This window comes from Nocardioides sp. Root240 (assembly GCF_001428825.1).
Classification (GTDB): domain Bacteria; phylum Actinomycetota; class Actinomycetes; order Propionibacteriales; family Nocardioidaceae; genus Nocardioides.
Map to the genome: position 1 here is coordinate 91,163 of NZ_LMIT01000009.1, position 520 is coordinate 91,682.

Annotated in this window: 1 protein-coding gene; it reads left to right on the top strand. The window is 70.7% G+C overall.

Annotated elements, in window-relative coordinates; genetic code table 11:
- Nucleotides 1–490 (top strand): DUF222 domain-containing protein (locus ASE20_RS08445; RefSeq protein ID WP_235538804.1); only part of this gene is annotated, 490 nt, incomplete at both ends.
- Between the last annotated feature and the right edge of the window lie 30 nt (nucleotides 491–520).

Consider the following 520-nt stretch of genomic DNA (forward strand, 5'->3'; position numbering starts at 1 on the left):
GGTCAACGTCGTCGACTCGCTCGAGGGGGCGGCGACGATCGCGGAAGGCTCCTACCTCGACACGGGTGTCCCGATCGCCGGGCCGGGTGCACCGTTGGTGTCGGAGTTCGGGTTGATGGAGCTGATCGCGGTCCTGGGCCGCACCCCGGACGGCGGGCGCGCGTACGTCGGTCGGGTCCTGGAGTGCGCGTGGCGTCTGCCCGAGACCTTCGCTCAGGTGGTGGCAGGGCGGGTGGAGCCGTGGCGGGCCGAACGGGTCGCCGACCTGACCCACTCCCTGACCGCCGAAGCAGCGGCCTACGTGGATCACCAGCTCGCGATCGCCGTCGGGCACGTGACGTGGGCGTTGATCGAACGCCTCGTCACCGAGGCGATCATCCGGTTCGACCCCGAACGCGCCGAGGCCGACCGCCAGAAGGCAGCCGACCAGCGGCACTTCGACATCGGCGAGGTCACCGCGGAAGGGCTGGTCTACGTCGATGGGCTGCTGNGACGCCGCCGATGGCCGTGACCTCGATGA